Consider the following 25,473-nt stretch of genomic DNA (forward strand, 5'->3'; position numbering starts at 1 on the left):
GGATGCCGGGGCCTGAGATCGTCGGAGCGCACCTTCCACCGCTGAGCGAGCGCGTGGCGGCGCCGCCGACGTACCGGCCGCGGCATCCGCTGGTCGCGGAGTGGCGGCCGGTCACGGAGGCGGACACCGACGCCGTGCTCGCCGTGCTGCGAGCGAGCGACGCGGTCGACCACCCGAACTACCTCACCACCCGGGAGGAGCTGGCGGACGAACTCGCCTTCAGCTTCCTCGACCTGGAGCGGGACACCCTCCTTGCGCTGGGGCACGACGGAGCGGTGCTGGCCGTCGGGTCGGTGCTGGAGCCGCCGCGGCAGGTCTCCCTGGTGCGCGAGTTCATGAACGGCGCCGTGCATCCCGAGCATCGCGGGAAGGGCATCGGGCGTGAGATGATCGCCTGGCAGCGGGCGCGCGGGGAGGAGAAGCTCGCGACGATCGAGACGGCGCTGCCGGGTTGGCTGGTGGGCTACGCCGACCGGCGCGCGCCGGATCGCGAGCGGCTGCTGGCGGCTGCGGGCTTCACCGCGGTGCGCTGGTTCCACACGATGGAACGGGACCTGGCCGAGCCGATCCCGGAGGTGACGCCGACCGAGGACGTGCGGATCGTGCCGTACGCAGCCGAGCTGGCCGACGCGGTGCACGCGGCGCGCGACGAGGCCTTCCTCGACCACTGGGGGAGCCAGCCGCTGAGCGACGAGCAGTGGGAGTCGCTGATCGGCGGGACGTTCGCGCCCGACGTGTCGTTCGTGGCGCTGGCCGGCGACGAGGTGGCCGGTGTGATCCTCTGCGACGTGAACGAGGACGACTGGCCGGGGCAGGGCTTCTCCGGCCCGTACATCTCCACGGTCGCGGTCACCCGCGCGCATCGCGGACGCCGCATCGCGCCGGCGCTGCTCGGAGCGGTGCTCGCCGAGAGCGCGCGCCGCGGCTGGCAGAAGGCCGTCCTCGACGTGGACGCCGCCAGCCCGACCGGCGCCGACAGCCTCTACACCGGGATGGGGTTCGTCACCACGTTCGGCGAGACGGCGCTCGTCCGGGAGTACTGAACGGCTTCTCTAGAATCGAGGGATGACCGACGAGGCGACCCGATTCCGGCTCGACATCGCCTACCAGGGCACCGACTTCAACGGCTGGGGCCGGCAGCCGGCGCTGCGCACCGTGCAGGGCGAGCTGGAGGCCGCGCTCGCCACGATCTTCCGGCGCGCGGGCGAGGCCCCGCTGCTGACCGTGGCGGGCCGCACCGACGCCGGCGTGCACGCGCGCGGGCAGGTCGCCCACGTCGACCTCGCGCCGGAGCAGGTCGCCGTGCTGCGCAGACCGCACGGCAAGCGGCCTCCCCTCGCGCCCGCCGAGGCGCTGGGCCGCCGGCTCAACGGCATCCTGGGTCCGGTCGCCGACGTCGTCGTACTGCGCGCGGGCGAGGCTCCGCTCGGTTTCGACGCGCGCTTCTCCGCGGTCTGGAGGCGGTACGAGTACCGGGTCGCCGACCGCCTGGCGCTGCGCGACCCGCTCCAGCGGCACCGGACGGCCTGGGTCTCGGCGGACCTCGACGCCGACGCGATGGACGTGGCCTCGCACGGCCTCCTCGGCCTCCATGACTTCGCCAGCTACTGCAAGGCCCGGGAGGGCGCGACCACGATCCGCACCCTCCTCGACTTCTCCTGGCGGCGCGACGACGACGGCGTGCTGGTGGGGGAGGTCGTGGCCGACGCGTTCTGCCACAGCATGGTCCGCGCGCTCGTGGGCGCGTGCGTGGAGGTCGGCGAGGGGTCGCTGACCCCGGGCGACCTGGTCGAGCTCCGGGACGACCGGGTCCGCACGAGCGCGTTCAAGGTGATGCCGGCGCGCGGGCTGACGCTGATGGAGGTGGGCTACCCGCACGACGCCGAGCTGGCCCTGCGCGCGGAGCAGACGCGCGGGCTGCGGTCGCTCTGACCATCGCGGTGGCGGGCCCCGGTTTGACCCTCTCCGGGCGTGTCGCGTAGTATTGACCCTTGGTGTCCGCGCCTCACTGCGGCGCGACACACGAACGTGAGCCCTCCACCGGCCCCGGTTCCCGCCTCATCGAGACGAGAACCCCCATCGGAGCGGGATTCACGAACTCCTCCGTTCGATACAGAAAGCAGCCACTACTGTGACGCGCACTTACTCCCCGAAGGCAGACGAGATCCAGCGCGACTGGGTCGTCATCGACGCGACCGATGTCGTGCTCGGCCGTCTCGCCAGCCACACCGCCGCCCTCCTGCGCGGCAAGCACAAGGCGACCTTCGCCCCCCACATGGACATGGGCGACTTCGTCATCATCGTGAACGCCGACAAGGTGGCCCTCACCGGCCAGAAGGCGGCTCAGAAGAAGGCCTACCGCCACTCGGGCTACCCGGGCGGCCTCAAGGCCACCACCTACTCGGAGCTCCTCGAGAAGAACCCGGTCCGCGCCGTCGAGAAGGCCGTCCGCGGCATGCTGCCGAAGACCTCCCTGGGCCGCGCCCAGCTCCGCAAGCTGAAGGTCTACACCGGAAGCGAGCACCCGCACGCCGCCCAGCAGCCGAAGCAGTACACGCTCGGCCAGGTCGCCCAGTAAGCGATCCAGACCTTCACGACTGACTTAAAGACAAAGGATTATCACCATCGTGGCGAAGATCGCAGACAGCATCGACTCGGCCCAGGTTGCCGAGAACGTCGAGTCCTACTCGACCGAGACCCCCGAGAGCGCGGCCCCGGCCGCCCCGCGTCCCGTCCTCTCCGTGCCCGGCGCAGCCGTCGGCCGCCGCAAGGAGGCCATCGCGCGTGCGCGCCTGGTCCCCGGCTCCGGCACCATCACGGTCAACGGGCGTGAATTCGCGGACTACTTCCCGAACAAGCTGCACCAGCAGCTCATCACCGACCCGTTCAAGGTCCTCGACCTCATCGGCTCGTACGACGTCGTCGCCCGCATCACCGGCGGCGGCCCGTCGGGTCAGGCCGGCGCCCTGCGCCTCGCCATCGCCCGCGCGCTGAACGAGATCGACCGCGAGAACAACCGTCCGACCCTCAAGAAGGCCGGCTTCCTCACCCGTGACGCCCGCGTCACCGAGCGCAAGAAGGCCGGTCTCAAGAAGGCCCGCAAGGCTTCGCAGTTCTCCAAGCGTTGACGCATCCCAGCGTCTAGGCTTCGGTCCATGCCCCGCCTTTTCGGAACCGACGGAGTCCGCGGACTCGCGAACGGTCCTCTCACCGCCGACTTGGCGCTCGGCCTCGCTCAGGCAGCTGCTGCTGTCCTGACGCGAGGCCGCAGCGCCGAGGCGCGGCGCGCCGCCGGCAAGCGCCCGCGTGCCATCGTCGCCAGGGACCCCCGGGTCTCCGGCGAGTTCCTCTCGGCCGCCGTCGCGGCCGGGCTGGCCAGCTCGGGCATCGACGTCTACGACGCCGGTGTCATCCCGACCCCGGCCGCGGCCTTCCTCATCGCCGACTTCGACGCCGACTTCGGCGTGATGGTCTCGGCCTCGCACAACCCCGCTCCCGACAACGGGATCAAGATCTTCGCCCGCGGCGGCACCAAGCTCCCCGACATCGTCGAGGACCGCATCGAGCAGCACCTCGACATGGAGAAGCTGACTCCGACCGGCGCCGAGGTCGGCCGCATCCGCCGCTTCGCGGACGCGGAGGACCGCTACGTCGTGCACCTGCTGGCGAGCCTCCCGCACCGGCTCGACGGCATCCGCGTCGTGCTCGACTGCGCCCACGGTGCGGCCGCCGGAATCTCGCCCGAGGTGTTCACCGACGCGGGCGCCCGCGTGACCGTCATCGGCGACTCGCCCGACGGCATGAACATCAATGACGGCGTGGGCTCGACCCACCTCGACAACCTGGCGAAGGCCGTCCTCGCGGCCGGCGCGGACGTCGGCATCGCCCACGACGGCGACGCCGACCGCTGCCTCGCGATCGACGCAGACGGCAACGTCGTCGACGGCGACCAGATCATGGCGATCCTCGCGGTCGGCATGAAAGAGCGCGGCAAGCTCACCGACGACACCCTCGTCGCGACCGTGATGAGCAACCTCGGTCTCAAGATCGCGATGCGCGAGCACGGCATCCGGATCGTGGAGACCGCCGTCGGCGACCGCTACGTGCTGGAGGAGATGAACCAGAACGACTACGCCCTCGGCGGCGAGCAGTCGGGCCACGTCATCATGCGCGAGTTCGCGACCACCGGCGACGGCATCCTGACCGGCCTCCACCTCCTCAGCGAGATGGCGCGTCAGCGCAAGCCGCTGTCCGAGCTGGCCAAGGTCATGACCGTGTACCCGCAGGTGATGGTCAACGTGAAGGGCGTGGACCACCACGCCGTCCACACCGACGAGCCCCTCCAGCTCGCCGTCCAGACCGCCGAGGCGGCCCTGGGCGACACCGGCCGGGTGCTGCTGCGCCCGTCCGGCACCGAGCCGCTGGTGCGCGTCATGGTGGAGGCCGCCGATCAGCACACGGCCGAGCGGCTCGCGAACGAGCTGGCGGACGTCGTGCGAGAGCGGCTGGGCGTCTAGAGCGTCCGGGGCGCGCCCTCGATCAGTTCTCGGCGGCTTCCCGGGCGAGCCGGGCGTTCTGCTCGCGCATGAAGTCGGAGACCGAGAAGGGCCGCGTGCGCTCCGGCAGCAGTGCGACGTCGGCCAGGCCCTCGAGCAGCGCGCCCGGTTCGGTCTCGAGCGCGACCGCGAGCTGCAAGAGTGTCAGCAGCGTCGGGTTGCCGGCGCCGCGCTCGACTTTGCCGTAGTTGGCGACGTCGATCTGGCTGAGGTTCGCCACCTCGTACTGCGAGAGGCCAAGCTCGACGCGGCGAGCCCGGAGACGGCCGCCCAGGATGCGGGCTGCTTCAAAGCGCGGGGACGACATGCGTCTACTCTGTTTTCCTGCGTGGTCTTTTCCCAGAGGATGAACACTATACGCACTTATCCGTAGTGCATTTAGACATGATCATGTCGACTCCTGGGCACGTTTGGCCGCGATGAAGTCCGCGACGGAGTACGCGTGCTCGCGGTCGGGGAGCATCCCGTCGCCGGACAGCCCCGCCAGGAGCTCCCCGGGATCCACGCCGAGCGCCGTCGAGAGGCGGACGATGGTGTGGAGCTCCGAGTTGGCCTCGCCGCGTTCCACGCGGCCGTAGTTGGTCACGTGCATGTTCGCGAGCTGGGCGATGTCCTCCTGGCTGACGCCGAGGGCGACTCGTGCGGTCCGGACCCGTCGGCCGAAGAGCTGGGCGGCGTGCGATCGAGGTGTTGCCATGCCACATGACTACGGGATGCGGGAGCGCCGGGCCAGAGTCTTCGAGCACCCGTCGTCTGGGCGCGGAGCGTGCGGACCCCGATCAGAGCTTGCGCAGCAGCACCGAGCTGACCGTGTGGTCGGCCTCCTTGCGCAGGACGAGCTTGGCGCGCGAGCGGGTCGGCCGGATGTTCTGGATGAGGTTCGGCTCGTTGATCGCCGTCCAGATCGACGCCGCCCGGGCCCTCGCCTGCTCCTCAGTGAGCTGCGAGTAGCGGTGAAAGTACGACTTGGGGTTCGCGAACGCGCCGCGCTGCAGCTTGAGGAAGCGCTCCTCGTACCAGTGCGCGATGTCCCGCGTCCTGGCGTCCACGTACACGCTGAAGTCGAAGAGGTCGCTCACCGCGAGCCGGTTGCCGCCTCCCGCGGGCTGGAGGACGTTGAGGCCCTCCACGATCAGGACGTCCGGCCGGCGGACCACGATCTCCGCGTCCGGCACGATGTCGTAGCTCAGGTGGGAGTAGAAGGGCGCGCGCACCTCGGGCGCCCCGCTCTTCACCGCCGTGACGAACCGCAGCAGCGCGCGGCGGTCGTACGACTCGGGGAAGCCTTTGCGCTCCATCAGGCCGCGCCGCTCCAGCTCGGCGTTGGGGAGGAGGAAGCCGTCCGTCGTCACCAGCTCAACACGCGGGGTGTCGTCCCAGCGGGAGAGCAGTTCGCGCAGCAGGCGCGCGATGCTCGACTTGCCGACGGCCACGGAGCCCGCGACGCCGATCACGAACGGCGTCGGCTGGGCGCGCTCGCCGAGGAAGTCGCTCGTGACGCGGTGCAGCTGCTTGGTTCCGCCGACGTACAGGTTGAGCAGCCGGCTGAGCGGCAGGTAGACCTCTTCGACCTCCCGGAGGTCCAGCGGGTCGCCGAGGCCGCGGAGCTGAACGATCTCGGTCTCCTTGAGCGGCAGCCGGGTGTTCTGCGCCAGCTCGGCCCAGTCGGAACGGCTCAGCTCCACGAAGGGGGTGCTGGATTCGCCGTTCGCCGTGGATCCGCCGCGAGCGGCGCCGTTCTCAGCCATAGGAGAAAAGTCTAAGGTGCGCCCACGATAGACTCGGGTGCATGTGTGGAATCGTTGGGTATGTCGGGACCGACAAGAGCCTGGAGGTGCTGCTCGGCGGTCTGAAGCGCCTCGAGTATCGCGGCTACGACTCGGCCGGCGTCGCCGTCATCGACCCTGACGGCCACCTCGGGACGGCCAAGAAGGCCGGCAAGCTGTCCGTGCTCGCCGACGACCTCACCGTCAACCCGATCCCCAACGGCGGCACCGGCATCGGCCACACCCGCTGGGCGACGCACGGCGGCCCGACCGACCGCAACGCGCACCCGCACCTGGGCGACGACGGCCGGCTCGCCGTCATCCACAACGGCATCATCGAGAACTTCGCGAGCCTCAAGGACGAGCTGCTCGCCGACGGCTTCGCGTTCGAGTCCGAGACCGACACCGAGGTCGCTGCCGTGCTGCTCGGCCGCGAGTACCGCGCCACCGGCGACCTGAGCGAGGCGTTCCAGCGCGTCGTGTCGCGGCTGGAGGGCGCGTTCACGCTGCTCGCGCTGCACCAGGACCAGCCGCACGTCGTCGTCGGCGCCCGCCGCAACTCCCCGCTGGTGATCGGCCTCGGCGAGGGCGAGAACTTCCTCGGCTCCGACGTCGCGGCGTTCGTGGAGCACACCCGCCGCGCGCTCGCGATCGGCCAGGACCAGATCGTCACGATCACCCCCGACTCCGTCACCGTCACCGACTTCGCCGGCGCGCCGGTCGAGGTCGAGCCGTTCGAGGTCGCCTGGGACGCCTCCGCCGCCGAGAAGGGCGGCTGGTCGTCGTTCATGGCCAAGGAGATCGCCGAGGAGCCGGACGCCGTGGCGAACACGCTGCGCGGCCGCATCGTCGACGAGACCGTGCACATCCCCGAGCTCGACGCGATCGGCGACGAGTTCCTGGAGGGCATCGACCGCATCACCATCGTCGCCTGCGGCACCGCCGCATACGCGGGCCTGGTCGGCAGCTACGCGATCGAGAAGTGGGCGCGCGTGCCCGTCACGGTCGAGCTCAGCCACGAGTTCCGCTACCGCGAGCCGGTCCTGACCGCGGGTACGCTCGTCATCTCGATCAGCCAGTCCGGCGAGACGATGGACACGCTGATGGCGGTCAAGTACGCCCGCGAGGCCGGCGCCAAGGCGATCTCGGTCTGCAACACGCAGGGCGCGACCATCCCGCGCGAGTCCGACGCCGCGCTGTACACGCACGCCGGCCCGGAGGTCGCGGTCGCCTCGACCAAGGCGTTCGTCGCGCAGATCACCGCGCTCTACCTCTTCGGCCTCCACCTCGGCCGGGTGCGCGGCACGCTGTCCGCCGCCCAGCAGCGCGACGCGGTCGCCGAGCTCCAGGCCGTTCCGGAGAAGATCGCCACCGTGCTCGAAGCGCACGGGACCATCGCCCAGCTCGCGCACTGGATGTCGGACACCCGCTCCGTGCTGTTCCTCGGCCGCCACGTCGGCTACCCGATCGCGCTGGAGGGTGCGCTCAAGCTCAAGGAGCTCGCGTACATCCACGCAGAGGGGTTCGCCGCCGGCGAGCTCAAGCACGGCCCCATCGCGCTGATCGAGCCGGGCCAGCCCGTCTTCGTCGTGGTGCCGAGCCCGCGCTGGTCGGACGAGCTGCACAAGAAGGTCGTCTCCAACATCCAGGAGATCCGCGCCCGCGGCGCCCGCGTGATCGCGATCGCCGAGGCCGGGGACGCCGCCGTGCTGCCGTTCGCCGACGAGGTCATCCGCATCCCGCTGGCCGCGCCGCTGTTCGAGCCGCTGCTGTCGGTGGTCCCGCTGCAGATCTTCGCCATGGAGCTGTCGGCGGCCAAGGGCCTGGACGTGGACCAGCCGCGCAACCTGGCCAAGTCCGTCACCGTCGAGTAGGTCGCCGTGATCGCCGGCATCGGGATCGACGTCGTCGATCTGGCGCGCTTCGCCCGATCGCTGGAGCGCACCCCGAAGCTGCGCGAGCGTCTCTTCACGGAGGCCGAGCGCGGCCTGCCTGTGCACTCCCTCGCCGCGCGCTTCGCCGCCAAGGAGGCGCTGATCAAGGCGCTCGGCGGCTCGGAGGGCGTGCGCTGGCACGACATGGAGATCGTGCCCGACGAAGAGAGGAACCCGGGTTTCGTGCTGCACAACGTCGTTGGACGCCAGGTCGCCGAGCGCGGCATCGCGCACATCCACGTGTCGATGTCGCACGACGCCGGGATCGCCTCCGCGTTCGTGGTGCTGGAGCGCGACGCGTGAGCGGCGGGTTCCGGGAGGCCGTCGTCGACCTGGACGCGGTGAGCGCGAACGTCGCACGCCTGCGGGAGATCGTCGGGACCGAGCACGTGATGGCCGTGGTGAAGGCGAACGCCTACGGGCACGGCGCGGTCGAGTGCGCCCGCGCGGCCCTCGCCGGCGGCGCGGACTGGCTGGGCGTCGCCGACATCTCCGAGGGGCTCGCGCTGCGCGAGGCGGGCATCGACGCGCCCGTGCTCGCCTGGCTGCACGATCCCGACGAGGACTTCGCGGCCGCCGTCGCCGCCGGCCTGGATGTGGGCATCTCGTCGCGCGCGCAGCTGGAGGCCGTGGCCGCTGCAGGCAGCGCCGACCGGCCGGCGGTCGTGCAGCTCAAGCTGGAGACGGGCCTCAGCCGCAACGGCATCCCCGCTTCCGAGTGGGAGGCCGTCGTCGCGCGGGCCCACGAGCTGGAGGAGTCGGGCACGCTCGTGGTGCGCGGCCTGTTCAGTCACCTGTCGAACGCGACGCCCGACGACGACCGGGCGGCGATAGCCAGATTCGCGTGGGGCGTCGAGCGCGCCGAGGCGGCCGGTCTGCGTCCGGAGCTCCGCCACATCGCCGCCAGCGCCGCCGCGCTCAGCCTCCCGGAGTCCCGGTTCAACCTGGTGCGGTTCGGGCTGGCGGTCTACGGGCTCAGCCCGTTCGGCGCCGAGTCCGCGGCCGAGCTGGGCCTCCGCCCGGCGATGACGCTGCGCGGCCGGGTCGCGGCGGTGCGCCGGGTGGCAGCGGGGACCGGCGTCTCCTACGACTACACCTACCGCACGGAGGCCGAGACGACGCTCGCGCTCGTCCCGCTCGGGTACGCCGAGGGCATCCCGCGCCACGCCTCGGGCCGAGGGCCGGTGTCCATCGCCGGGAAGCGCTATCGCATCTCCGGCCGGGTCGCGATGGACCAGTTCGTGGTCGACGTCGGCGACGCCGAGGTCGCGGTCGGCGACGAGGTCGTGCTGTTCGGTGATCCGGCGACGGGCGTTCCGGGCGCGGACGACTGGGCGGAGGCCGCGGACACGATCAACTACGAGATCGTCACGCGCCTGGGCGGCCGGCTGCGGCGCACGTACCGCGGGGGAGCGGCGTGAGCGGTCGGGTCCTGATCGAGCGCACGGTCGACACCGGCGAGGACATGCACACGCTGGGGCTGGAGCTGGCTGGGATGCTGGTCGCGGGCGACCTCGTGGTGCTGACCGGCCCGCTCGGCGCCGGAAAGACGACGCTGACCCGCGGGATCGGCGAGGGCCTCGGCGTCCGCGGCCCGGTCACGAGCCCGACCTTCGTGCTCGCCCGCACGCACCCGAGCCTGGCCGACGGGGCGCCGCTGGTCCACGTCGACGCATACCGGCTCGGCAGCGCCGTGGAGCTGGACGACCTCGACATCGACTTCGCCGGCTCGGTGGTGGTCGTCGAGTGGGGCGGCGGCATGCTCGACGGCGTCGCGGAGTCGTGGCTGGAGGTCGACATCGTGCGGCCGACCGGTGGAGCCGGGGCCACGGACGACGACCTGGGCGCGGTGGACCTCGGTGACGTCGACCTGGACGCGGACGAGCCGCGCACGGTCACCGTGACGGGCTTCGGACCCCGCTGGGCCGCCTGACCACACCGCCGAGGGGCACGTAAACGCCCCTAAAACGCGGTTTTAGGGGCGTTTACGTGCCCTTCGAGTAGGCGGTGGAGGAGTGTGCCCGCGCCGGCGGCGTCGCCTCCGTCGGCGCGGGCGGTGACGTCAGCGCGCGCTCTGAAGCACGCCGACGTCGGCCAGGCCATCCCCCGCGGCCGTGGTCGGGACGTCGAACACCTGCACGTCGCGCTCCGGCAGCACGTAGGCCGGCCAGCCCGGGTCGCCCGTGGCGATGAACCGCACCGCCGCCCCGTGCACGTCGTCGGCGAGGGAGGCCGGCGGCTGCTCCCCGGCGATGTAGCCCACCCGCTCGCTGTCGAGGCAGTCGAAGAAGAACGGCACGTCGAGGCAGTGCACGGCCGCGCCGAACGTCGGCGACGTCCACGCGAACCGGTAGATCCAGGCCGGGGCGCCGGCAGCCGCGCGGGTTTCCGCGATCTCGCGGGCGGGCGCCCGGAACATCGCGTCCGTGACGAACTGCCCGAGGGTCCCGGCGGTGTCGAGCCCTGGGTGGCCGGCGACATAGGCGTCCGCGGCCTCCGCCGGGACGCCGACGGAGGCCAGCAGCCCGGCCGGGTCGGTCCCGGCCAGTGCGTCGCGCAGATCGGCGACCGCCATAGTGAACTCGTTGTCCGTCGCGCCCAGCACCAGCGCCTTGTCCGCGCCGATCCCGTCCGCGATCGCCGCGCCGATGGGCGCGGGCACGAGGTCGCCGTCCACGACCGGAGCCCAGCGCAGCGCCGAACCGGAGGCCAGCGCGCGCAGCGGGGCCAGCGGGTCGCTCGGCGCCTCCGGCGAGGTGACCGCGTCCTCCTCGCCCTGCAGCGCCAGGATGCGCTCCTCGGTCAGCGTGGACAGCCCGGCCCGGGTGGGCGCGACTCCCGCGGCGGCGGCGAGGGCGCGACCGTAGCGCTCGGCGTCGTCCAGCGTCACGCTCGCCGTGGTGCCGGAGATCGAGTAGACCCGCTGGAACAGACTGGCCGCGCGCGGCACCGTCAGCAGGGTGAGCACCGCACCGCCGCCGGCCGACTGGCCCGCGATCGTGACCGCCGACGGGTCGCCGCCGAACGACGCGATGTTGTCGCGCACCCACTCCAACGCCAGGATCCAGTCGAGCACGCCGCGGTTCGCCGGCGCGTCCTCGATCCAGCCGAAGCCGTCGAAGCCGAGCCGGTACGAGACGCTGACCGTCACGATCCCGTCGCGGTTGAAGGCGGCGCCGTCATACCAGGGGCTGGCCGGCGACCCCGCGACGTAGCCGCCGCCGTGGATGTAGACCAGCACGGGCAGCTTCGCGTCGGCGTCGCCGGGTCGCGGCGTGAACACGTCCACGTTGAGCGTCGACTCGCCGGGGTAAGACGGCTCGGGGATGAGGGTGATCTCCGCGAGCGCCTTGCGCTGCGGGGTCGCGCCGTGCTCGCCGGCGTCGAGCACGCTGTCCCACGGGCGGTGCGGGACCGGGGCGGCGAAGCGCAGGTCGCCCACCGGCGGCTCGGCGAACGGGATGCCGAGGAAGGCGGCCGAGCCGTCGCGCCAGCGGCCGCGCACACGGCCTCCCGCGGTGGTGACTTCGGGTCGGTCGAGGGTGCTGTCTGTCACGGGGCTCTCCTTCTCAGCGGACGGACTTGATGGGGATGAGGACGAGGGCGGCCAGCGCGACGCACACCATCGCGAACACGAACAGCGCCGGGTAGCCGCCGACCGCGCCGATCAGCACGGCCGCGATCGCGGGGCTGAGCGCCTGCGGGATGTTGGTGGCCACATTGAGGATGCCGAGGTCCTTGGCGGCCGCGACGCCGCCGCCCGGCAGCACCTCGGTCATCAGGGCGGTGTCGCACGCCATGTAGAGGCCGAAGCCGAAGCCGTTGATCGCCGACATCAGCAGCATCCCGGTGACGGTGGGCGTCAGCAGCGGCATCGCGAGACCGACGATCATCAGCACGGACGCGAGGTAGATGAATAGCTTGCGGCGCCCGAGCTTGTCGCTCAGCCAGCCGGCGAGGGCGACCGAGACGACGGTGGTTGCGAGCGACGCCAGGCTGATCACGCCGATCTGGGCGTTCGCCTGCTTCAGCGACATCCCGATGTAGTCGGTCAGGATGAAGAGCTGGTAGCTGAACGCAACGAAGTAGCCGAGGATGAACAGGAACCGCGCCGCGAACGCCCAGGCGAAGTCGGGGTGCTTGCGCGGGTTGATCCAGAAGCCGGCGAAGAACGCCCTCCAGCGGAACGGCGGCAGCTCGATGCCCTTGCTGGAGTAGTCGCGGTTGAACAGCACGAAGCCGAGCGTGACCAGGAGCACGACGATCCCGAACGCCGAGTACGCGAGGCCGACGTTCGCGGCGAGGATGCCCGCCACGATGACGCCGATGGTGCTGCCGGCCATCGTGCCGATCCCGACCATCGCGGAGGCCACGCCGCGGCGGCTTCGCGGGAAGCGGTCGGGCGTGATGGCGCTGAGCGGTCCCTGCATCGCGTTCAGGGCCACCTGGATGACGACCCAGAACACCGTGATCCAGAGGATGGACTGCAGCGAGCCGAGCCCGATCAGGAACGCGGCGGCGACCGCGGTGCCGATCACCATCCAGGGCGCGCGGCGGCCCATCCGGGAGCGCGTGCGGTCGCTGAACGCGCCGACGATCGGCTGCGCGAACAGCGTGAACACGAAGGAGGTCGTGGTCACGATCGCGAGGTTGGCCACCTTATGAGCCGGGTCGATGTTCGTGACCTGGTTGGGCAGCAGCACGCTGATCAGGCCGGAATAGGTCGCGAAGAGCACCAGCGAGGTGATCGCGAGCGAGGGGAGCAGGCCGCGGCGGGCGAGCGGGCTGACGGTGCCCGCAGTGTCCACCGCGTCGGTGTCGGGCGCCGCGGCCGTTGCTGCGGAGAGGGGCGCTGGATCGGGGGAGCTCGATGACATCGTCGTCACGGTCGGTCCTTTCGAGGGTGTGATTACCCGCGTAAGCATGACGCATCCCTGCGATTAATTCAAGCGTCGAATCAAATCACGGAGGACGGCGACGGGCTCGTGGTCAGCGCGAGAGGGTCGTCGAGGAGGGCGTCTCGCGCGACGCGCGCCGCGCCGAGCAGGGCCGCATCCTCGCCCAGCCGTCCCGCGACCACGGCGATCGGCGTCGCGGTCGCCGCGATCGAGGGGCCATCCTGCGCGAACGCGCCGGCGATGGAGTCCGCCAGCTCGCTCCAGTACCCGCCCAGCACGACGACCTCCGGGTCGACGGTCATCGCCACGATGCGGAGGGCGTGGGCGATCCACGGCAGCGCGGCCTCCCATGCGGCGGTCGCCCGTGCGTCGCCGCCCTGGATGCGGGCGACCAGCTCGCGCAGCGCCTCCGTCAGCCCGTGCTCGCCGACCTCGGCGGTCAGCCCGGCCTCGGCCAGCACCACGTCCGGGCCGGCCACGGTGACGAGGCAGCCCCGCTGGCCGCACAGACAACGGACACCGTGCGGATCGACCGAGAGGTGGCCGAACGCGCCCGCGAAGCCGTGCGCGCCGGCGACGAGGGCGCCCTCCGCGACGACCGCGCCGCCGATTCCCGAGTTGCTCTTGGCGTAGACCAGGTCGCGGATTGCCGAGCCGGCGGCCTCCAGCTCCGAGAGCTCGGCCAGCGCTGCGACCGTGCCGTCGCTCGCCAGCGTGGCGGTCGGCAGCTCCGGGACCCGTCGCCGGAGCTCACCGAGCACGTCGACCGCGCCCCATTCGAGGTCGGTGTCCGCCACCACGACGGGAGGCGTTCCGCCGATCGGCGCGAACACGACCACGGTCAGGTCCACCACGCGCCGGCCGAGTCCGGCGGCGGCGTCGAGAGTGCGGGCGAGTACGCGGGCGAGCACGTCGAGCACCCGCCCGGGGTCGCCCATCGGGCGGCCGTGGTGTTCGGAGGCCCGGAACAGCGCGTGACCGTCCACCGCCGTGAGGACGGCGGTCGCCTGGTCGGCGTCGAGCTGGAGGACGAGGAGGGCGACGTCGTCCGCCGCCAGGCGCAGCAGCGTGAGCGGGCGGCCGCGGGAGGCGGACCCGCGCGGCGCGGACTCCGGCTCCTCCGACTCGCGCACGACCCCGGCCTCCACCAGTGCGGCGACGAGCGCGGTCACGGAGCCGCGGGCGAGCCCGGTGGCGTCGGCGAGCTGGCTGCGCGACAGCGGGCCCTGCTGCGCGAGCCGGTGCGCCACGAGCGCCAGGTTGTGGCGGCGCACGTCGGCCGAGACCAGTGAGCCGGACGGGGAGGACGCCATGCCGACAGCTTCGCACACGGGCGACCGGACGAGTCCGCAGCGGCCCGCATCCCGCCTAGGCTGGAGGCATGCTCCTCGCCATCGACACCTCCGCGGGCACGAGTGTCGCCGTGGTCGACCGTGACGGCGGCATCCTCGCCGAAGTGACGGAGCCGGACACCATGCGGCACGCCGAGGTGATCGGCGACCTCATCGCCGCGGCGCTCGACGCCTCCGGCACGCGCCCGGACGCGCTGTCCGGCGTCGTGGCGGGGATGGGGCCGGGTCCGTTCACCGGCCTCCGGGTCGGCATCGCCGCCGCGACCGCGTTCGCGTTCGGCGCCGGACGCCCGCTCGTCCCCGTCGTCAGCCACGACGCGGTGGCGTACGAGCGCTACCTCGCGGGCCACGCCGGCCCGCTCCTGGTCGTGACCGACGCGCGCCGCCGCGAGCGCTACTGGACGGCGTATGCGGGCGTGGACGAGCACGGCCTCCCGGTCCGGCTCGACGGGCCCGGCCTGGACAAGCCGGACGCGCTGCCGCATCCCGACCTGCCACGTGAAGAAGCGGCCACCGTCTCCGCCGGACTCCTCGGGATGATCGCCGAGCTGCGCTTCGCCGCCGGCCTCCCGTTCGACCGCGACGAGCCGCTGTACCTGCGCTCGCCGGATGTCACGCTCTCGGCCGGCCCGAAGCGGGTGAGCGCGTGAGCGAGCCGAGGCCGAGCGCGCCGTCCTGGCAGCTCCGCCGCGCCACCGAGGCGGACGTCGACGCGATCATACTGCTTGAGCGCGCGACCTTCGTCACCGACGCGTGGTCGGAGCAGTCGATGCGCTCCGAGGTGACCGGAGCGCACGGGTACTACCTGGTCGCCGTCGGGCTCGACGACCCGGACCGCATCGACGGCTACGCCGGCCTGCTCGCCCCGCGCGGCGCGGGCGAGGGCGACATCCAGACCATCGCCGTGGCGCCGAACGCGCGGCGGCACGGCCTCGGGCGTGCCCTCATGCTCGCCCTCATCGGGGAGGCCCGCAACCGCGGCGCCCGCGAGGTGTTCCTGGAGGTGCGCGCCGACAACCCCGGCGCCCAGACCCTCTACCGCACGCTCGGCTTCGAGGAGATCGGCGTGCGGCCGCGCTACTACCAGCCGGACGGGGTGGACGCGATCGTGATGCGCCTGACCGTCCCGACCCCGGAGACCACGATCGCATGAACGACGCTCAGCACGGATCGCACGGCGACGGGCCGCTCGTCCTCGGCATCGAGACCTCCTGCGACGAGACCGGCGTCGGCATCGTGCGCGGCACGACGCTGCTCTCCAACACGATCGCCTCCTCGATGGAGGAGCACGCCCGGTACGGCGGCGTCGTCCCGGAGGTCGCGGCGCGCGCCCACCTGGAGGCGCTCACCCCGACGCTGCGCACCGCCGTCGCGGACGCCGGGATCGAGCTCGCCGACGTCGACGCCATCGCCGTGACGAGCGGGCCGGGGCTGTCCGGCGCGCTCATGGTCGGGGTCGGCGCCGCGAAGGCGCTTGCGCTGTCGCTCGGCAAGCCGCTGTACGCCGTCAACCACCTCGTCGGCCACGTCGGGGCGGACGTCCTGGACGCGGCGGGGGGCCCGGGCCACCCGGTCGAGGTGCCGACCGTCGCGCTGCTGGTCTCCGGCGGCCACACCTCGCTGCTGCTCGTGCGCGACCTGGTCTCCGACGTGGAGCTGCTGGGCGAGACGATCGACGATGCCGCGGGCGAGGCGTTCGACAAGGTGGCGCGCGTGCTCGGCCTCCCGTACCCGGGCGGTCCGCAGATCGACCGCGTCGCCGCGGACGGCGACCCGCGCGCCATCCGGTTCCCGCGCGGCCTGACCAAGCCGAAGGACCTGGAGCGGCACCGCTACGACTTCTCCTTCTCCGGTCTGAAGACCGCGGTCGCGCGCTGGGTCGAGCAGCGCCAGGACGCCGGCGAGGAGGTGCCGGTCGCCGATGTCGCCGCGTCGTTCCGGGAGGCCGTGGCGGATGTGCTGATCACCAAGGCGATCGCCGCGTGCCTCGACCACGACGTGCCGCGCCTGCTGCTCGGCGGCGGTGTCGTCGCGAACGCGCGGGTGCGTCAGCTCGCGGTGCAGCGAGCGGCCGAGGCGGGGGTGGCCCTGCGGATCCCGGCCCTCTCGCTGTGCACCGACAACGGCGCGATGATCGCGGCGCTCGGCGCGCAGCTGATCATGGCCGGCCGTTCGCCGAGCCGGCTGGATTTCGGCGCGGACTCCACGCTCCCGGTCACGGACATCCAGGTCGCGGAGGTCTGAGCCGGCCGGGAGATTGCATGCGTTGACACGCTGTCCGCCCGCTGAGACGATGGATTCAGTACAGACATTTCTCAGGAACTCACCAGAGAAGGAGATGGGCAGCATGTCCGATCCGAACACCCCCTCCGGCGCCCCGGAGCCCGAAGGGACGGACGGCAGCACGCCGGCCCAGCCGGTTCCGCCGTCCTCCGACATCCCGCCCGCGGCGGCGCCCGACGGCGTCCCGCCGACGCCTCCGGTCGCACCTCCTGCGCCTCCCGCGCCCCCCGCGCAGCCGGCCGCTCCCGGGTACGGCGCGCCGCAGCAGCCGTACGGTCAGCAGCCCTATGGACAGCAGCCGTACGGCCAGCAGCCGTATGGTCAGCAGCCGTATGGGCAGCAGCCCTACGGTCAGCAGCCCGGCCAGCCCGGTTACGGTCAGCCGGCCTACGGCCAGCCCGCGCCCGGCTACGCGCAGCCCTACGCGACGGCGCCCGCGACCAAGTCGCCGATCCTCAGCATCCTGTCGCTCGTCGGCGGCATCGCGGGCATCGTCCTGAACCTCGCGTTCGGGATCGGCGCCGTCTTCGGCGTCGCCGCCATCGTCCTCGGCTTCATCGGCCGCACCAGGGAGCCGCAGGCCAAGGGCTTCTGGCTCACCGGGATCATCCTCGGATTCGTGTCGGTCGCCATCGCGGTCATCTTCTGGATCTTCTGGGGGATCTTCCTGGCCAGCTTCTCGAACACCTACCGGTACTGACCGGGCTCAGAGGCGCTCGGCGAGCAACGCCGTGTGACGTCCTGCGACCCTGGTCAGGATCAGGGTCGCAGGGCGATCGCCCGAGAGCTTGAGGCGCGTCCGGAGCGCGGCGGGGTCGACGTCCACGCCGCGCTTCTTGATCTCCAGCGTGCCGATCCCGCGTGAGCGCAGCGCCTTCTTGAGGTCCTTCTCGGCGAACGGCAGGGTCTCCAGGATGCGGAAGCCCGCCGCGAACGGCGTCGGCACCGGCTCGTCGGCGGTGATGTAAGCGATGCCGTCGCCGAGCATCCGTCCGTCGATCCGCCGGGCGAGGTCCCCGATCAGGCGCGCGCGGATGACCGCGCCGTCCGGCTCGTAGAGGTACTCGCCGAGCTCGCCGGTCTCGGCGTCCTCGCTGTCGGCCTCCGCCGTCAGCTCGTTCGCCTCGTCGCCGCGCAGCACCAGGGCCGCGCGCCGGATGCCCGTGCGGGCGAGCGCGCCGAACCAGAGCCCGAGCTCCACCACCTGCCCGTCGGCGGACACCCACTGGGCCTCCGCGGTCGACGGGATGAGGTCGCGGTCGAAGCCGGGGCCGAGCTTCAGCCCGACCGAGCGGCCGGTCGCGAGCTCGTACGCGAAGCCGAGGGACGGCGTGTAGTCGTCGGGGTCGGTCAGCCGGTCGGTGTCCGTGTGGCCGGCCGTGCGCCGGGCCGGGTCGAGGAAGACGCCGTCGATCGCCCGGAGGCTGACGTCCTCCGCGCGCCGGTGCTCGACCGTCGCGGACGGGAACGGCGCGAGGTTGAAGGCGGCGATCGCGGCCGTGACCTCGTCGGCGTCGACCGCCAGAACCTCCAGCTCCAGCGCGGCGAGGGCGAGCGCGTCGCCGCCGATGCCGCAGCCGAGGTCCGCGACGCGGGTCAGCCCGGCCGCCCGGAACCGGCCGGCGTGGCGCGCAGCGACCGACAGGCGCGTCGCCTGCTCCAGCCCCGCCTCGGTGAACAGCATCCGGGAGGCGAACTCGCCGAACTTGCCGACCGCCTTCTTCCGCAGCTTCGCCTGCGTCAGCACGGCCGCGACCAGGCCGGGGGAGTGGCCCTGCTTGCGGAGGTCGGTGACCATCGCGAGCACGTCCTTCTCGGACCGGTACGGGGGCAGCGAGTCGAGCAGCCGGAGGCCTTCGGGGCTCAGCAGCTCGACGAGTTCGGACCGGTCCATGTGGACCACGCTACCTTCTGGCACTCACGTTGCGGGACTGCTAACGCACCCCCTAGACTCGGTGTTAGCACTCTCCGTGCGAGTTTGCTAACGCAAGCCGCGCAACGCATTGAGTTCGCAAAGACTGAGTTCACCAAAGAAAGAGGTCAACCGTGTCGGTCTCCATCAAGCCGCTCGAAGATCGCATCGTCATCAAGCAGGTCGAGGCTGAGCAGACCACTGCCTCCGGTCTGGTCATCCCCGACACCGCCAAGGAGAAGCCCCAGGAGGGCGAGGTCGTCGCCGTCGGACCGGGCCGCATCGACGACAACGGCAACCGCGTTCCGCTCGACGTCGCCGTCGGCGACAAGGTGATCTACTCCAAGTACGGGGGCACCGAGGTCAAGTTCGGCGGCGAGGACTACCTGGTCCTCTCGGCTCGCGACGTCCTCGCGGTCGTCGTTCGCTGACGCACCTTCTTTCGGCCGAGGCCCGGGCGCTGCTGCGCCCGGGCCTTCGTCGTCCCTGCGGGCTGCGTGCGGCCTCCACCGGGTCCGTCCGTGTCCGGCGGTTCGGAGTAGTGTCGTGGGAGTGCCGCAGCCCCTCACCGAACACCGCAGGTCCGGCCTGACCTACGCGATCTCCGCCTACGTCCTCTGGGGCGTCCTCCCCATCTACTTCCTGGCGCTCGCGCCGGCCAGCGCCTGGGAGATCGTCGCCTGGCGGGTGCTCTTCTCGCTGGTGTTCTGCGCGATCGCGCTCACCGTGACGCGATCCTGGCGCACGTTCGGCACGCTCCTGAAGGACCGCAGGGTCCTGTTCACGATGGGCCTCGCCGGAGCGCTCATCTACGTCAACTGGCAGACATACGTGCTGGCCACGGTCAGCGGTCACGTCGTGGAGGCCGCGCTCGGCTACTTCATCAACCCGATCGTGACGGTGTTCCTCGGCGTGATCGTCCAGCGCGAGCGGCTCCGCGTCGCCCAGTGGGTGGCGGTCGGCGTCAGCGTGATCGCCGTGATCGTGCTCGCGGTCGGTTACGGGCAGGTGCCGTGGATCGCGCTCATCCTGGCGTTCTCGTTCGGCTTCTACGGCCTCATCAAGAAGCGCGTCGGCGGGCGGGTCGACGCCGTCTCCGGGCTGACGCTGGAGACGATGTGGCTGACCCCGGTCGCGATCGTGCAGCTCGTGGTCGTGAGCCTCACGGTCGGCCTGACGATCGGCAGCGACGGCCCGTGGCACACGGTGCTGCTCGTCGGCGCGGGCGTGATCACCGCCGTGCCGCTGCTGTTCTTCGCCGCGGCCTCCCGGCGCCTGCCGCTGGTCTACATGGGCTTCATCCAGTACTTCGCGCCGTTCATCCAGTTCCTGGTCGGCGTGGCGGTGCTGAACGAGGCGATGCCGCCCGAGCGCTGGATCGGCTTCGCGATCGTCTGGCTGGCCCTCGCCATCCTCAGCGTCGACATGATCGTGGCGGCCCGGCAGGGGAAGAGGCAGGCGGAGCTGGATCTCGCGACGGTGGAGTGAGGGGGGTCTAGCTCATAATGACGTTCGCAGATATTATGAGCTAATTGTCTAGCTCATAATCTTGTCGGGAGGCGTTATGGCTTCCGGTCCCTGGCCCGCGCTCGACTGGGAAGAGCGCGTCTGGGTCCCGAGCACTGCCTGGGGAGCCGCGGCCGAACGGCGGAGCGTCCGGCGCGCTTATCGTGCTGCTGTCCCGCCGTTGATCGCGAGGCTCGACCCGCACCCTGACGCCGCCACCCTCGCGGCGGCCGAAGAGGCCGACCGGGAGCTGAGCCGGTTCGACGCCGAACTCGGATCGCGGGTGAGCGCCTTCGCTCCCGTGCTGCTGCGCTCCGAGGCGGCGTCGTCCTCCCAGATCGAGAACCTGACCGCGTCGGCGCGTGCGATCTTCAGCGCCGAACTCGGCGGGAAGACGGGTCGCAACGCGCAGGAGATCGCCGCCAACACCCGATCCCTTCAAGCTGCGCTCGATCTCTCCCAGGACATCTCGGTCGACGCGATCCTCACCATGCACGAGGTCCTGCTCCACGACCAGCCGCGGCACACGCCGGGGGAGTGGCGTCAGGAGGCCGTGTGGATCGGGACGCGCTCCGACAGCCCGGTCGGCGCGGATTTCGTCGCGCCCGCGAGCGAACGGGTTCCCGCACTCGTCGACGATCTGGTGGCCTTCGCCGACCGACCGGACCTCCCCTCGCTGGTGGCCATCGCCGTGGCGCATGCCCAGTTCGAGACGATCCACCCGTTCACCGACGGCAACGGCCGTACCGGGCGCGCGCTGGCCCAGGCCATGCTTCGCCATCGCGGCATCACGCGGAGCGTCGCCGTCCCGGTGTCGGCGGGCCTGCTCGCGGATGTGGAGGGCTACCACGCTGCGCTCACGGCGTACCGCAGGGGTGATGTCGCCCCGATCGTCCGCGCCTTCGCTGACGCGTCGCTGCGCGCTGTCGGGAATGCGCGACGCTTGGTGTCGGACATCGACGGAATCCGTGCGGAGTGGGGCGAGCGGCTGACCGCACGCCGAGACAGCAATGCGTGGAAGATTCTCGACATCCTCGTGCGGCGTCCGGTGCTGGATGCGGTGGCGGTCGCACGGGAGCTCGGCGTGCAGCCTCCGAATGTCTACCCGCCGATGAAGGCCCTTCTCGACGCCGGCATCGTCAAGTCGAAAGCGGAGCACGACGTCGGCCCGTTCTGGCGCTCGGACCAGATCCTGGCGGCCATCGACGGGTTCGCCAGGCGGGCGGGTCGCAGGGAGGCGCCGTGACCTCCCCGCCGCGGAATAACCGCCCAGCTTGTGCCGTTACGATGAGACATCCACAACTCGCGCGACCTTGATAGGGGTGAAATGGACCAGGCGGATCCGTTCGGATTCATCGGTTTGACCTACGACGACGTCATGCTCCTTCCCGGGCACACCGACGTCATCCCGAGCGAGGCGGACACCTCGACTCGCCTGACCAAGCGGATCAGCATGGCGACCCCGCTCCTCTCCAGCGCCATGGACACCGTGACCGAGTCGCGCATGGCCGTCGCCATGGCCCGGCACGGCGGCATCGGCATCATCCACCGGAACCTGTCCATCGAGGATCAGGCCACCAACGTCGACAAGGTGAAGCGGTCCGAGTCGGGCATGATCACCAACCCGGTGACCACCACCCCGGACGCCACCGTCGAGGAGGTCGACCTCCTCTGCGGGCAGTTCCGCGTCTCCGGCCTCCCGGTCGTGGAGGGCGACGGCAAGCTCGTCGGCATCATCACCAACCGCGACATGCGCTTCGTCTCCCCGTTCGAGCGGTCCACCACGCTCGTGCGCGACGTGATGACCCGCATGCCGCTCATCACCGCGCCGGTCGGCATCGACCCGGACTCCGCGGTCGCCATCTTCGCCGAGCACAAGATCGAGAAGCTCCCGCTCGTGGACGCCGACGGCCGGCTCCGCGGGCTCATCACCGTCAAGGACTTCGACAAGAGCGAGAAGTACCCGTTCGCCACCAAAGACGACGAGGGCCGCCTCCGCGTCGGCGCCGCGATCGGCTTCTTCGGCGACGCGTGGGACCGCGCGATGACGCTCGTCGACGCGGGCGTGGACGTCATCGTCGTGGACACCGCCAACGGCGACTCCGCGGGTGTGCTCGACATCATCCACCGGCTCAAGCACGAGCCGCGAGCCTCGCACGTGGATGTCATCGGCGGCAACGTCGCGACCCGCTCCGGCGCGCAGGCGCTCATCGACGCGGGCGCGGACGCCATCAAGGTCGGCGTCGGGCCCGGCTCGATCTGCACCACCCGCGTCGTCGCCGGCGTCGGCGTGCCGCAGGTGACCGCGGTCTACGAGGCCTCGCTGGCCGCGCGCGCGGCGGACGTCCCGCTGATCGCCGACGGCGGCCTCCAGTACTCGGGCGACATCGCCAAGGCGCTGGTCGCCGGCGCGGAGAGCGTCATGCTCGGTTCGCTGCTGGCGGGAACTGCCGAGTCGCCCGGCGACCTCGTGTTCGTCAACGGCAAGCAGTTCAAGAACTACCGCGGCATGGGGTCGCTCGGCGCCCTCCAGACCCGCGGCAAGAAGACCTCGTACTCGCGCGACCGCTACTTCCAGGCGGACGTCCCGAGCGACGAGCAGCTCATCGCCGAGGGCATCGAGGGCCAGGTCCCGTACCGCGGCCCGCTGTCCGCGGTGGCGTACCAGCTCGTCGGCGGCCTCCGCCAGTCGATGTTCTACGTCGGCGCGCGCACCATCCCGGAGCTGAAGGAGCGCGGCCGGTTCGTCCGGATCACCGCGGCCGGGCTCAAGGAATCGCACCCCCACGACATCCAGATGGTCGTGGAGGCCCCCAACTACCGCCGCTGACCCTCCCGTCACCTCTTCCGCCAACGGAGGAGATCCGCCCCACCCGGGCCCGGATCTCCTCCGTTGTCTGCTTTTTGGGGGTGCGCGGGCGGGGATCTCCTCCGCTAGCGTTGCCCGTCGCGAACGGAGGAGATCCGGTCGCGGGAAACCGTAAGGGTCGGGTAACGGAGGAGATCCGGCCGGGGCGGGCTCGGATCTCCTCCGTTGTGTGCGTTTCGGGGATGCGCGGGCGGGGATGTCCTCCGTTGCCGGCGCTGGGCGTGGGCGGCGGTTTCGTCTAAGCTGGAAGGCTTTGTCAACGGGGAAGACAGGATTCCGGTCATGGGTCACATCGACGTCTCGGGCGTCTCGTACGCGCTCGCCGACGTGAGGCCGCTCCTGGACGACGTGTCGTTCCGGGTCGGGGACGGCAGCGTCTCCGCGCTGATCGGCGCGAACGGCGCGGGCAAGTCGACGCTGCTGCGCATCATCCGCGGCGAGCTGCGGCCGGACAGCGGCGGTGTCGTGATCGACGGCGGCCTCGGCGTGATGGACCAGTTCGTCGGGCACGTCCGCGACGACCGGACCGTGCGCGACCTCCTCGTGCTCGTCGCGCCCGCCGCCGTGCGCCGGGCGTCGGAGGCGCTCGCCGCGGCCGAGGAGGCGATCATCGAGCGCGACGAGACGGACACCCAGCTCCGCTACGCGACGGCGCTCACCGATTACGCCGACGCCGGCGGTTACGACCAGGAGGTGGTCTGGGACCACTGCACCGTCGCCGCCCTCGGCCTCCCGTTCGAGCGCGCACAGTACCGCAGCGTGCGAAGCCTGTCCGGCGGCGAGCAGAAGCGGCTCGTCCTGGAAGCGCTGCTGCGCGGCCCGGAGCAGGTGCTGCTGCTGGACGAGCCGGACAACTACCTCGACGTCCCCGCCAAGCGCTGGCTGGAGGAGCAGCTCCGCTCGACGCCGAAGACCGTGCTCCTGGTCTCCCACGACCGGGAGCTGCTGGCGCGCGCCGCCGACCGGATCGTCACCCTCGAGCTCGGCGGCGCGGGCAACACCACCTGGACGCACGGCGGCGGGTTCGGCGGCTACCACGCCGCCCGCGAGGAGAGGATGGCGCGGCTGGAGGAGCTCCGCCGGCGGTGGGACGAGGAGCACGCCAAGCTGAAGGCCCTGGTGCTGCGCTTCAAGGAGAAGGCGAAGTACAACAGCGACCTCGCCTCGGCCTACCAGGCGGCGCAGACCCGGCTGGCCAAGTTCGAGCAGGCCGGGCCGCCGCAGGAGCGCCCGCGTGAGCAGAACGTCCGGATGCGCCTGACCGGCTCCCGCACCGGCCGCCGCGTCATCGAATGCCACGGCCTCGAGCTGACCGGTCTGATGCGTCCGTTCGACCTGGAGGTCTGGTTCGGCGAGCGCATCGCGGTGCTCGGCTCCAACGGCTCGGGCAAGTCGCACTTCCTGCGCCTCCTCGCCGCCGGAGGGAGCGATCCCGACCCGTCGGCCGGTCACCTCGCGTCGGCGGAGGTGGCAGGTGCGCCGGTGCCGCATGCCGGCGTCGCGAAGCTCGGCGCCCGGGTGGCCCCCGGCCTGTTCGCGCAGGCGCACGAGCATCCCGCGCTGGTGGGGCGGACCCTCCTCGACATCCTGCACCGCGGCGACGACCGCCGCGCGGGAATGCCCCGGGAGGCCGCCAGCCGCGTCCTCGACCGCTACGGCCTCGCTGCGTCAGCCGAGCAGGCGTTCGAGTCGCTCTCCGGCGGCCAGCAGGCGCGCCTCCAGATCCTGCTGCTGGAGCTCTCGGGCGCGACGCTCCTCTTGCTCGACGAGCCGACGGACAACCTGGACCTGGTGTCGGCGGAGGCCCTGGAGGACGGGCTCGCGGGATACGAGGGGACCGTCGTCGCCGTGACCCACGACCGGTGGTTCGCGCGCGGCTTCGACCGGTACCTCGTGTTCGGGGCGGACGGGAATGTGTACGAGGCGGGGGAGCCGGTGTGGGATGAGAAGCGGGTGGAGCGGGTGCGGTGAGGTGCAGCCGAAACGTGGAGAGAAAGTGAGCAACGAATGGCCCAAGTAACCGTCTTCGCCCGTCGCGCGACGATCGACCGGCATCGGGAGGCGCTGTCCGCCGCGATCCACGGCGCGGTCGTGAGCGCGCTCGCCTATCCGCCCGAGAAGCGGTTCCATCGCTTCATCGGCTTGGACCCGGTCGACTTCGTCTATCCTCCCGATCGAGGCGATGATTACACGATCGTCGAGGTCTCCCTTTTCGAAGGGCGGACGGTCGAGGCCAAGCGCGCACTGATCGCCGAGCTGTTCGATCGGATCCGAGCGGCGACGGGCATCGCTCCGCACAGTGTCGAGATCACCCTCTTCGAGACCCCGAAGGTCAACTGGGGCATTCGCGGTGTCAACGGCGCCGACCTCGCGCTGGGTTACACGGTCGACGTCTGA

The 25,473-nt window shown here is 71.5% G+C and carries 26 protein-coding genes; 19 read left to right on the top strand and 7 right to left on the bottom strand.

Translation table 11 applies throughout. From position 1 onward, the window contains the following. Positions 1 to 2 precede the first annotated feature (2 nt). From ABCS02_RS02720 to glmM, 5 genes are all read left to right on the top strand, one after another. Entirely contained in the window at positions 3 to 1,043 is a 1,041-nt protein-coding gene (locus ABCS02_RS02720) for a GNAT family N-acetyltransferase (RefSeq protein WP_345834066.1), read from the top strand. 22 nt (positions 1,044 to 1,065) lie between these two features. Further along, positions 1,066 to 1,932 (top strand): tRNA pseudouridine synthase A, encoded by an 867-nt coding sequence (locus ABCS02_RS02725; RefSeq protein WP_345834067.1) that lies wholly within the window; start codon positions 1,066 to 1,068, stop codon positions 1,930 to 1,932. Positions 1,933 to 2,131: 199 nt separating this feature from the next. Then, positions 2,132 to 2,578: a 50S ribosomal protein L13 gene (rplM, locus tag ABCS02_RS02730; protein ID WP_345834068.1), complete on the top strand. Its 447-nt coding sequence runs from the start codon at positions 2,132 to 2,134 to the stop codon at positions 2,576 to 2,578. Between the two features lie 49 nt (positions 2,579 to 2,627). After that, entirely contained in the window at positions 2,628 to 3,128 is a 501-nt protein-coding gene (rpsI, locus tag ABCS02_RS02735; protein ID WP_345834069.1) for a 30S ribosomal protein S9, read from the top strand. 27 nt (positions 3,129 to 3,155) lie between these two features. Beyond that, positions 3,156 to 4,517, top strand: coding sequence for a phosphoglucosamine mutase (gene glmM, locus ABCS02_RS02740; protein ID WP_345834070.1), 1,362 nt, complete (start codon positions 3,156 to 3,158; stop codon positions 4,515 to 4,517). A gap of 22 nt (positions 4,518 to 4,539) precedes the next feature. Here glmM and ABCS02_RS02745 read toward each other — a convergent pair whose 3' ends face one another. The 3 genes from ABCS02_RS02745 to coaA all read right to left on the bottom strand — a co-directional run bounded on the left by ABCS02_RS02745 (position 4,540) and on the right by coaA (position 6,304). Then, positions 4,540 to 4,863, bottom strand: a complete 324-nt coding sequence (locus ABCS02_RS02745) for a helix-turn-helix transcriptional regulator (RefSeq protein WP_345834071.1) — start codon at positions 4,861 to 4,863, stop codon at positions 4,540 to 4,542. Positions 4,864 to 4,944: 81 nt separating this feature from the next. Beyond that, a complete protein-coding gene (locus tag ABCS02_RS02750; protein ID WP_345834072.1) occupies positions 4,945 to 5,253 on the bottom strand; it encodes a helix-turn-helix transcriptional regulator in 309 nt (102 codons plus the stop codon). 82 nt (positions 5,254 to 5,335) lie between these two features. Further along, positions 5,336 to 6,304 carry a type I pantothenate kinase gene (coaA, locus tag ABCS02_RS02755; RefSeq protein ID WP_345834073.1) on the bottom strand — a complete coding sequence of 323 codons (969 nt, stop codon included), beginning with the start codon at positions 6,302 to 6,304 and terminating at the stop codon, positions 5,336 to 5,338. A gap of 41 nt (positions 6,305 to 6,345) precedes the next feature. Here coaA and glmS point away from each other — a divergent pair, with 41 nt between their 5' ends. The 4 genes from glmS to tsaE are packed head-to-tail and all read left to right on the top strand — an operon-like array spanning position 6,346 to position 10,189. Continuing rightward, complete coding sequence (glmS, locus tag ABCS02_RS02760) at positions 6,346 to 8,196, top strand: glutamine--fructose-6-phosphate transaminase (isomerizing) (protein ID WP_345834074.1); 1,851 nt, start codon at positions 6,346 to 6,348, stop codon at positions 8,194 to 8,196. 6 nt (positions 8,197 to 8,202) lie between these two features. Further along, entirely contained in the window at positions 8,203 to 8,559 is a 357-nt protein-coding gene (locus ABCS02_RS02765; RefSeq protein WP_345834075.1) for a holo-ACP synthase, read from the top strand. After that, on the top strand, positions 8,556 to 9,677 hold the full coding sequence (gene alr / locus ABCS02_RS02770) for an alanine racemase (protein ID WP_345834076.1): 1,122 nt from the start codon (positions 8,556 to 8,558) through the stop codon (positions 9,675 to 9,677). Before ABCS02_RS02765 ends, alr begins: the two co-directional genes overlap by 4 nt. Before the next feature lie 44 nt (positions 9,678 to 9,721). Continuing rightward, positions 9,722 to 10,189 (top strand): tRNA (adenosine(37)-N6)-threonylcarbamoyltransferase complex ATPase subunit type 1 TsaE, encoded by a 468-nt coding sequence (gene tsaE, locus ABCS02_RS02775; protein ID WP_345835159.1) that lies wholly within the window; start codon positions 9,722 to 9,724, stop codon positions 10,187 to 10,189. Positions 10,190 to 10,318: 129 nt separating this feature from the next. Here the strand turns inward: tsaE and ABCS02_RS02780 are convergent, their stop codons facing one another. From ABCS02_RS02780 to ABCS02_RS02790, 3 genes are all read right to left on the bottom strand, one after another. Beyond that, complete coding sequence (locus ABCS02_RS02780; protein WP_345834077.1) at positions 10,319 to 11,812, bottom strand: carboxylesterase family protein; 1,494 nt, start codon at positions 11,810 to 11,812, stop codon at positions 10,319 to 10,321. Positions 11,813 to 11,825: 13 nt separating this feature from the next. After that, positions 11,826 to 13,133 (bottom strand): MFS transporter, encoded by a 1,308-nt coding sequence (locus ABCS02_RS02785; protein WP_345835160.1) that lies wholly within the window; start codon positions 13,131 to 13,133, stop codon positions 11,826 to 11,828. Positions 13,134 to 13,213: 80 nt separating this feature from the next. Further along, on the bottom strand, positions 13,214 to 14,467 hold the full coding sequence (locus ABCS02_RS02790; RefSeq protein WP_345834078.1) for an ROK family transcriptional regulator: 1,254 nt from the start codon (positions 14,465 to 14,467) through the stop codon (positions 13,214 to 13,216). A 68-nt stretch (positions 14,468 to 14,535) separates the two neighbouring features. Here ABCS02_RS02790 and tsaB point away from each other — a divergent pair, with 68 nt between their 5' ends. The 4 genes from tsaB to ABCS02_RS02810 all read left to right on the top strand — a co-directional run bounded on the left by tsaB (position 14,536) and on the right by ABCS02_RS02810 (position 17,489). Further along, the gene (tsaB, locus tag ABCS02_RS02795) at positions 14,536 to 15,156 is read left to right on the top strand and encodes a tRNA (adenosine(37)-N6)-threonylcarbamoyltransferase complex dimerization subunit type 1 TsaB (protein ID WP_345834079.1); all 621 of its coding nucleotides are present in this window, start codon (positions 14,536 to 14,538) and stop codon (positions 15,154 to 15,156) included. After that, positions 15,153 to 15,659: a ribosomal protein S18-alanine N-acetyltransferase gene (gene rimI / locus ABCS02_RS02800; protein ID WP_345834080.1), complete on the top strand. Its 507-nt coding sequence runs from the start codon at positions 15,153 to 15,155 to the stop codon at positions 15,657 to 15,659. The genes tsaB and rimI overlap by 4 nt, the downstream gene beginning before the upstream one ends. After that, complete coding sequence (gene tsaD / locus ABCS02_RS02805) at positions 15,656 to 16,750, top strand: tRNA (adenosine(37)-N6)-threonylcarbamoyltransferase complex transferase subunit TsaD (RefSeq protein WP_345834081.1); 1,095 nt, start codon at positions 15,656 to 15,658, stop codon at positions 16,748 to 16,750. The genes rimI and tsaD overlap by 4 nt, the downstream gene beginning before the upstream one ends. Before the next feature lie 103 nt (positions 16,751 to 16,853). Beyond that, positions 16,854 to 17,489, top strand: coding sequence for a DUF4190 domain-containing protein (locus tag ABCS02_RS02810; RefSeq protein WP_345834082.1), 636 nt, complete (start codon positions 16,854 to 16,856; stop codon positions 17,487 to 17,489). Positions 17,490 to 17,495: 6 nt separating this feature from the next. Here the strand turns inward: ABCS02_RS02810 and ABCS02_RS02815 are convergent, their stop codons facing one another. Continuing rightward, positions 17,496 to 18,683: an SAM-dependent methyltransferase gene (locus tag ABCS02_RS02815; RefSeq protein WP_345834083.1), complete on the bottom strand. Its 1,188-nt coding sequence runs from the start codon at positions 18,681 to 18,683 to the stop codon at positions 17,496 to 17,498. 152 nt (positions 18,684 to 18,835) lie between these two features. Here ABCS02_RS02815 and groES point away from each other — a divergent pair, with 152 nt between their 5' ends. The 6 genes from groES to ABCS02_RS02845 all read left to right on the top strand — a co-directional run bounded on the left by groES (position 18,836) and on the right by ABCS02_RS02845 (position 25,473). Further along, positions 18,836 to 19,132 (top strand): co-chaperone GroES, encoded by a 297-nt coding sequence (groES, locus tag ABCS02_RS02820; protein WP_055894868.1) that lies wholly within the window; start codon positions 18,836 to 18,838, stop codon positions 19,130 to 19,132. Positions 19,133 to 19,253: 121 nt separating this feature from the next. Beyond that, entirely contained in the window at positions 19,254 to 20,189 is a 936-nt protein-coding gene (rarD, locus tag ABCS02_RS02825; protein WP_345834084.1) for an EamA family transporter RarD, read from the top strand. A gap of 76 nt (positions 20,190 to 20,265) precedes the next feature. Next, positions 20,266 to 21,453 carry a Fic family protein gene (locus ABCS02_RS02830; RefSeq protein ID WP_345834085.1) on the top strand — a complete coding sequence of 396 codons (1,188 nt, stop codon included), beginning with the start codon at positions 20,266 to 20,268 and terminating at the stop codon, positions 21,451 to 21,453. 81 nt (positions 21,454 to 21,534) lie between these two features. Beyond that, positions 21,535 to 23,037: an IMP dehydrogenase gene (guaB, locus tag ABCS02_RS02835; RefSeq protein ID WP_345834086.1), complete on the top strand. Its 1,503-nt coding sequence runs from the start codon at positions 21,535 to 21,537 to the stop codon at positions 23,035 to 23,037. A 321-nt stretch (positions 23,038 to 23,358) separates the two neighbouring features. Then, entirely contained in the window at positions 23,359 to 25,047 is a 1,689-nt protein-coding gene (locus ABCS02_RS02840) for an ATP-binding cassette domain-containing protein (RefSeq protein WP_345834087.1), read from the top strand. 36 nt (positions 25,048 to 25,083) lie between these two features. Next, positions 25,084 to 25,473, top strand: a complete 390-nt coding sequence (locus ABCS02_RS02845) for a tautomerase family protein (RefSeq protein WP_345834088.1) — start codon at positions 25,084 to 25,086, stop codon at positions 25,471 to 25,473.

It is taken from the genome of Microbacterium sp. X-17 (assembly GCF_039615055.1).